The organism is Streptococcus sp. E24BD (assembly GCF_041807825.1).
GTDB lineage: Bacteria > Bacillota > Bacilli > Lactobacillales > Streptococcaceae > Streptococcus > Streptococcus entericus.
In genome coordinates this window covers 79498-87021 of record NZ_JBGTZB010000003.1, presented here as the reverse complement: position 1 = coordinate 87021, position 7524 = coordinate 79498, and the positions used below count along the sequence as shown (strand labels likewise).

Genomic DNA, 7524 nt, shown 5'->3' with positions numbered 1-7524 from the left:
GGGCTGTCCCTATGATAATGCCGTCGCTGAGAGCACCTACCGCTCTTTCAAACTGGAGTTTATCAACCAGGAGACCTGCCAGTCACTAGAAGAACTAACCCTTAAAACCAAGGACTATGTCCACTCGTGGAACCATCATCGCATTCACGGTAGTCTCGATTACCAAACACCTATGGTTAAGCGAGTTATCGCTTAACAAAAACACTTTATAAAAATTGTACAGAAAAGGGGTGCCTTTTCATTTCCCATTAAAAAGCTGATGAGATACCCAATCACTAAATAGACCAGACCATAAAAACCAAGGTAACAAATAGGATGCAACTAAGCGTGCGATAACAGCATACCGAGCAAAACGACAGGGTGCTGTCACCTCCACGATCACTCTTCAAAGCTAGCGATTCCCATTAGCAGAATCGTGAGCAAATGAAACGGGAACAGGCGTGTGAGGATAAACCAGATAAAATTCAACATCTTTCAGCTCCTCCTCAAAAAAGAGTGCCATGCACTCTCTATTATACTATAATACTGAAGATTTGTCTTTCTCAACTTGACGCAAGACGCCATCAAGCATCTCATAAACCTTATCGCAATAGGTCGTCATGCGATGATCGTGGGTTACCATGATAACCGCTTTTTGACGTTCCTTGCACTCTTTAGCCAGTAGTTCAACAACCTCAACGGCTCGGTCAGTATCGAGGCTGGCTGTCGGTTCGTCTGCTAATAGCAGAGCTGGGTCATTGTAGAGCGCGCGTGCAATGGCAACTCGCTGCCGCTGGCCGCCTGAGAGCTCTTTGGGAAACTTTTTAACCAAGTGCTCAATCCCTAGCTCCTCAAGTAACTCAAGCTGTCTCTTTTTGTCAGCTCTGCCATTTATCCGATCAACCAAATCCAACTGCTTCTCCACCGACAGAAATGGAATGAGATTGGACGATTGAAGAACAAAGCCAATATCTTGAAAACGTAAGCGAGCCCGCTCCTTTTCAGGAAGCTGGGAGTAATCTGTTCCGTTGATCAAGATTTGACCAGCTGTTGGTGTTTGCAATCCTCCAGCTAAGGTTAATAAAGTACTTTTGCCAGAGCCAGACGGACCAATAATAGCGATAAACTCTCCTGCAGCTATGTCAAAGTCTGTTGGTTTTAGTGCCTCAATGGTGCTATCACCATCCTGAAAACTTTTACTAACAGCTGTTAATCTTAAAATAGTCATGTCAACCTCCTACCCAATATGCTCCAGCGGATCCACCTTAACGATAGCACCGACCGAGAAGAGTGCCCCTAGCAGAGCAAAGAGAATCAAGCCCCCTGAAATGCCGCTGTAAAAGAGCCAGTTATGCTCAAAAGGAACCGCCGAGGGTAAAACTAGGGAAGACAGAAGAGTTAATCCAAGTCCAATACCTGTTCCTAAACCAGCCAAGATCAAGGTTTGCCCTAGTACAGAGTTTGCGATATAAGGCGTTGACAAGCCTTGAATCTTCATCAGTCCAAAAATCGCTGCCTTTTGCGTTGTCAAGACAAAGATAAAAATGCCGATAACGACTGCTGCAATAACCACCAAAAACCCAATCATAAAGGCAAAGGTCAAGTTCTGTGCCGTGTATCCTGGGAGCTTATCAATAAACGCTGGTATGTCAAGCTGTTCAAGACTATCCTCAGGATAGCTGGTCACTTCTCCCCTGACCACAATCGCACTGGCTAGGTTCATCGGTTGCCCCTTCTGGTAAATATTTTTAAACGTTTCTTGAGAGAGATAGAGCACAGGCGCCACACTGTAGGTTGCGCGATTTGTCGTTCCCACGACGGTCAACTCTTTTTCGCTCTCGCCCAAGGCTAACTGATCACCAATCGACAAGCCCAGCTCCTCTAGCAATTCCAGGGCAACGACTGCCTCATTTTCCTTTTCAAATCCCCGCCCCTCAATAATAGAAGGCATCAAAAAGGTTGATGCATCGACACCAAAAACGGCTACCCGCTCCTTATCTTCATTGCTGACTTGATTTTTTTCTGCCCAGGCAACACCCGACCGGAAAAAGAGTGAGGCCTTCTCTTCGGCTTTAACTTGGTCCACTAATGCCTCATCAATTATTGATGGTGCCAGTAATTTATTCGCCTCTGTTGACAGAAAAATCGTGTCCGCCTGCCATTTGTCAACGGCTGATCGGTTCTGCTGCATCAGACCGTAAGCCAATCCTGTCAGGAAAAAGACCAGATAGGCTACCAAAACCAAGAGCCCCAATATCAAGCCATAGCGTAGCTTATTTTGCTTCATTTCTTCGATTGCTAAAAACATCTTTCCTCCATCCGTTTCTATTCCTTGATATCTTATCTGAAAAAGCAAATTATTTTACCATTATACCACAAAAAGAGAGTGGGACAAAAATCCTAACCTTTCAAGTGATTTTTAATTTTCAAGCAAGGCGCAGTGATTGAGTGGGCTCTAATTCGCTTATTTCATCAGCTTTTTCAGACCTACTCAACTGTGCGGAGGTGGGATAACAAACTCATCGAATTCTGACGAATTACCGATTTTTGTCCCACTCTCACTATTTCCCGCCACGCCTTGAAGCACTCAAAAGCAAATGGAGAGGCAAGGACTTTTGTACCCACCTCTCTTCCTTTACTTATAATAAGTGCCCTTCACGCTTGTAAAACATCTCTTTGGCTAGTCGTACCAATTCTTCAATCAAATCTGGGTACTTTAGCCCCATGTTGTCCCACAAGAGCGGGAACATGGAGAATTGGGTAAAGCCTGGCATGGTGTTGAGCTCATTGAGGTAGATGGCGCCATCTTCTGTCAGGAAGAAATCACAACGTGATAGCCCACAACCGCCGATGGCACGAAAAGCTTGGGCAGCGTAGTCGCGCATGGTCGCCATGACATCTACTGGAATGTCCGCTGGAATCGCCATGGTAATTCTGTTGTCAATGTACTTGGCCTCGTAATCGTAGAAGGCCACATCCTTCACCACTTCACCTGCTTCGGTTGTTTTCACATCCGCATTACCCAAGAGACCGACCTCAATTTCCCGTGCCACAACGCCTTGCTCAACCAGCACACGGCTGTCGTACTGGAAAGCCAGTTCCAAAGCTTTACGCAGACCAGCTTGGTCATCTGCCTTTGAAATCCCGACGGATGAGCCCATATTGGCAGGCTTAACAAAGACAGGATAGGTCAGGTTCGCCTCAATTTCAGCAATCTTGGCCTCCAGCTCCTGCCCCTCAATGACCGCCACAAAGGCCACCTGTGGAATGCCTGCTGTGGCCAGCACATGCTTGGTCGTGATCTTGTCCATAGCGACACTAGACGACAAGATATTGGTCCCCACATAAGGCAGGCGCAAAACTTCAAGGAAGCCTTGAATAGAACCGTCCTCACCCATCGGGCCGTGCAGAGCAGGAAAGACCACCGCCCCCTCCTCGTAGATACTGCTTGGAGCAATAGCAGAGCTGTCGCCCATAGTCGCATTGGTCATCAGCTTCTCTTCAGCAGATGGCGTCGTCGTAAACTCCTGCGTCTTGATAAAATCACCTGCTTGACTGATAAAATACGTCTTCACCACAAATTTGTCATAGTTGACCGCCCGCATAATACTCTCTGCCGACAGGACAGACACCTCACGCTCCGCTGACCGCCCACCGTACAGTAAAATTAGCACTTGTTTTGACATAGGATTTCCTCATTTCTTTTTTTTCGGTATAGCTATTGGAAGACAGCTCCTTACACTTCTGTCCGATTTTCAATGGCTTTGAGCAACGTCAGCTCGTCGGCGTACTCAATGTCACTACCAACAGCAAGTCCTCTTGCCAGACGAGTGACTTTGAGACCTGCTGGTTTCAAGATACGGGACAGGTACATGGCTGTCGCTTCGCCATCTGCCGTCGCATTGGTCGCAATAATGATTTCTTCTACCTGACTGTCCATCAGGCGACTGATAAGGGACTTGAGATTGATGTCATCAGGACCAATCCCATTCATGGGGGAAATTAACCCATGCAGGACATGGTAAAGTCCACGGTATTCTTGGATTTTTTCCATAGCAGACACATCCTTACTCTCCTCAACAACGAGGATAAGCGATGAATCTCTAGTCTCGTCCTGACAGATGGCACAGGGGTCGTCATCTGTCAGATTGCCACAAACAGAGCAATAAGCCAGTTCCCGTTTAGCAGATAGGAGATTTTTAGCAAATTCGTTGACATCCTCATCCGACATGGACAAGGTGTAAAAAGCCAAACGGGTCGCTGTTTTGATGCCAATCCCCGGCAACTTTGAAAAACTGTCAATCAACTTGGCTATTGGCGTAGGATATAACACAGGTACTCCTTTACTTCATGCTTTCATAGAGATTGATAATCTCTTTTGCAGCCCTTAGGCTGACTAGAGAATTTGTCTCTGTACTGTGGGGGTAGACAACTGCCACAGCAAACTCTGGCTCACTGCTTGGGGTGTAGGCAATGACATTAAAATTATAGGTGTTAATCGTCTGACCATTTTTGGTGACAAAGGTTTCAGCTGTACCAGTCTTAGCCGCAATATCTGCTGATGTCCCGCGACTTAGTTCACCACCTGTTGTAAAAGCGGCATTGCCGTGAACCACTTGATAGAAGCCCGACTGAATAATGCCTAGTTCCTCATCGCTAATCGCAATGGTATTTAAGACCTGAGGTTCAATAGCTTGTACTAAGTCACCTAACTGTGTAGGGTCTTGACTGCTATATAAGCCTTCAACGAGGTGAGGTGCGATGCGGCGCCCACCGTTGGCAACCGTCGAGACATACTGAGCTAGCTGCAAAGGGGTGTAGTTATCAAACTGCCCAAAACTTTCTGTCAATACATTAGCAGGGTCATAATCTTCTGGGACATAGCCTGTTGATTCACCAACCAAATCAACACCTGTCGCTGCCCCCATGCCAAATTGCGCAAAAGTCTCACGAAGTTTAGCCATAGCGACCTCATAGGTTTGGGGCAATAGAATAGCTGGCACATAATCTTGACCCATCAATTTGAGTGCGATCTGTACCATATAGGTGTTTGACGAGTATTCTAGAGCCTGAATCGCAGAAAGAGGCATACTGCCGACACTGCTCGTAAACCAAGAGGTAATTGGTTTTGATGCAGCTAGCTGGATAGGCTGGTCTGTCAGAACTTGATTACCTGCAATCACGCCATTTTGCCAGCCCGCAGCAAGCACCGCTCCTTTGACAACCGAACCTGGTGTAAAGACTTTCGTAATAGTGCCTAGGGCATCTTTTGTGACCTGACCTGTTTCGGTATCGTGCTCAATACCAGCCATAGCAAGAATAGCACCCGTTTGCGGGTTCAGTGCAACAGCATACATCCCTTCTGAATGGATTGCCGTCCCTGATGTGAGCTGCGCTTGAAAGGATTGCTCAAGGATTTTTTCGACCCCTTCTTGAAAGGCTAAGTCAACCGTTAGCTTGAGGTTTTTTCCTGGCTCCCCAACTTGGGTGAGTTCATCTGATACAATTGTGTTGTCTTTGTCCAGCTTAATTGTTCTGTTGGTTTTGGTTCCCTGAAGTTCAGGCTCATAGTATTTTTCCAAATAGCTGGTGCCGACACGATCATTGAGTGAGTAGCCTTTTTCCAGATAGCTTTTAGCTTCTTCCGCAGGTAAACCAGTCTGTCGACTAGAGACCTGCCCCAATAGTGGAGTCAAACTATTTGAAGTGGGTTGCCTATCCCAGTCAGCTCGAATAGACAACCCATCCAACGACTTGTCAGCTGAAATCTGCGCAATCTGCTCCGCAGACAGGTCGCCTGTTCGGAGAGAAACCGTGTCAAAGGCAGGTGTCGCATTCATTTGGCTGAAAAGCGATACGATAGTTAATTCGTCTGCTGAAAAATCAATCTGCTCATCTGTCACTGCATCAACAGCATGCTGGTAGACGGTCGCTTCTTTTAAGCGATTGCCGTACTTGTCATAGAGCTGGTCTTCTGGTAAACCTTCTACCACCTGACGGTAGTTGTCCTGGGTCGCAAAATAATAATCAACTTTGTCCCTGCGCGTTACAGTTGTGTCTGTCACCGTCACCAACTGTGCGAGTTGCGTTGCTAACGCCTTGAGTTCAGCTGCCGTTTGACTATTAGTACGGGTAAAGGCAACGACTTCTTTGATATTATTTTGCACCAGAGGACGGCCTTTAGCATCAAAAATCTGACCGCGTGGATGAGATGTTTTTACCGTATAAACCTGGGTTCGGTCTAATTTTTCAAGGTAAAAAGCTTTGTTGATTAACTGCATATCCACCAGTCTGGCCAAGAGCACTGTCATCAAGAAAACCACCAAAAAAAAGAGGCTGTTCAAGCGGTTGGCAATAATCAGCCCAAGGGGTTTCGTTTTGCGATGGTGTCTCTGTTTGTTCATATCATCCTCTTCTTTTTACACTATCACTATTCTACCATAAATCAAGATGGTTTGGCATAGAAAACTGTGATTTTCTGAAAGTTATTTTCGCTTATCAACTGACAGAACAAGAGGTTGGAAAAACATGCCAACCTCTTGTTCATTTATTAAATATTTCATCAAAACATGAGTGTTAATCAGGTTAAGAGAAGCCATTACTCAAAAGAATTCAGTAAGTCATCGACATGTTACACCTTAGCCCATCAGACCAGTTGTCAAAGTAGCACTTTTTTAGGTTTATAGATACCATGCCGCCGTTCAAGTATGGCCAGAACCTGGTTATCGTGAAAGGCCGCTAATAGGTCTTCTGTCCGTTCTAACTGGACAAAACGACCGTGGGAGAGTTCTGCCGCCTCTTCGTCAGTGACGTCATGACGTGGTAAATCTAAAACCCCGTACTCGATTGGTAACAAAAATGACCAATCTCCTCGCTCAACCAGCTCTGCTATTTCTCCAAGAGACTGAGCGGACGATAGGTCAAGACCTGCAGAAGCTGTGCGGCAAAGGGCGGACATGTGGCTCGCCAAACCTAGTTTTGCGCCTAGGTCAACTGCTAGTGTGCGGACATAGGTTCCCTTGCTACAGGCGACACGAAAATTAAACCGTAGGCAGTCACCGTCACTGAGCAAGGGGCTAGTTCGCTTAAAGTCAGTAATGGTCACCTGGCGCTTGGGACGCTCAACAGCTTCACCTGCCCTAGCGTACTCATAGAGCTTGCGTCCATTGACCTTGACTGCCGAATACATAGGTGGTATCTGGGTGATTTGTCCGATGAAACTCGCCATGGCTTGGTCGATGACGACTTCAGTCACATCTATTGGAACAGGGGTTCGTTCAAGGATGCTACCACTCGCATCCTCTGTCGTGGTTGAGTAGCCCAGAGTAATCTCACCCTCGTAAACCTTACCAGAATCCGTCATGTACTCGATAACACGGGTCGCCTTACCAACTGCGATTGGAAGCACTCCGACCACATCTGGGTCAAGCGTTCCACCGTGACCGATTTTCTTTTCATGCAGAATCTTGCGGAGCTTAAAGACCGCGTCATGGCTGGTCATCCCAGCCTCTTTTTTTAAGTTAATAATTCCTGACAGCATAGGTT

General features: G+C 46.5%; 7 protein-coding genes. 1 reads left to right on the top strand and 6 read right to left on the bottom strand.

Annotation, left to right across the window (positions count from 1 at the left end; all coding sequences use genetic code 11):
* Positions 1-196, top strand: a 196-nt coding sequence (locus tag ACERC5_RS01400) for an IS3 family transposase (RefSeq protein ID WP_373659960.1), incomplete at its 5' end; no start/stop codon positions are given.
* Between the two features lie 321 nt (positions 197-517).
* Here ACERC5_RS01400 and ACERC5_RS01395 read toward each other — a convergent pair.
* The 6 genes from ACERC5_RS01395 to truB form a co-directional block, all read right to left on the bottom strand.
* On the bottom strand, positions 518-1207 hold the full coding sequence (locus ACERC5_RS01395) for an ABC transporter ATP-binding protein (RefSeq protein WP_373659370.1): 690 nt from the start codon (positions 1205-1207) through the stop codon (positions 518-520).
* A gap of 9 nt (positions 1208-1216) precedes the next feature.
* Entirely contained in the window at positions 1217-2287 is a 1071-nt protein-coding gene (locus ACERC5_RS01390) for an FtsX-like permease family protein (protein ID WP_373659958.1), read from the bottom strand.
* Positions 2288-2618: 331 nt separating this feature from the next.
* Positions 2619-3665, bottom strand: a complete 1047-nt coding sequence (locus ACERC5_RS01385) for a D-alanine--D-alanine ligase (protein ID WP_373659957.1) — start codon at positions 3663-3665, stop codon at positions 2619-2621.
* A 50-nt stretch (positions 3666-3715) separates the two neighbouring features.
* Complete coding sequence (recR, locus tag ACERC5_RS01380) at positions 3716-4312, bottom strand: recombination mediator RecR (RefSeq protein WP_373659367.1); 597 nt, start codon at positions 4310-4312, stop codon at positions 3716-3718.
* 10 nt (positions 4313-4322) lie between these two features.
* The gene (pbp2b, locus tag ACERC5_RS01375; RefSeq protein WP_373659956.1) at positions 4323-6383 is read right to left on the bottom strand and encodes a penicillin-binding protein PBP2B; all 2061 of its coding nucleotides are present in this window, start codon (positions 6381-6383) and stop codon (positions 4323-4325) included.
* A 254-nt stretch (positions 6384-6637) separates the two neighbouring features.
* Positions 6638-7519 carry a tRNA pseudouridine(55) synthase TruB gene (gene truB / locus ACERC5_RS01370; protein ID WP_373659365.1) on the bottom strand — a complete coding sequence of 294 codons (882 nt, stop codon included), beginning with the start codon at positions 7517-7519 and terminating at the stop codon, positions 6638-6640.
* Positions 7520-7524 lie beyond the last annotated feature (5 nt).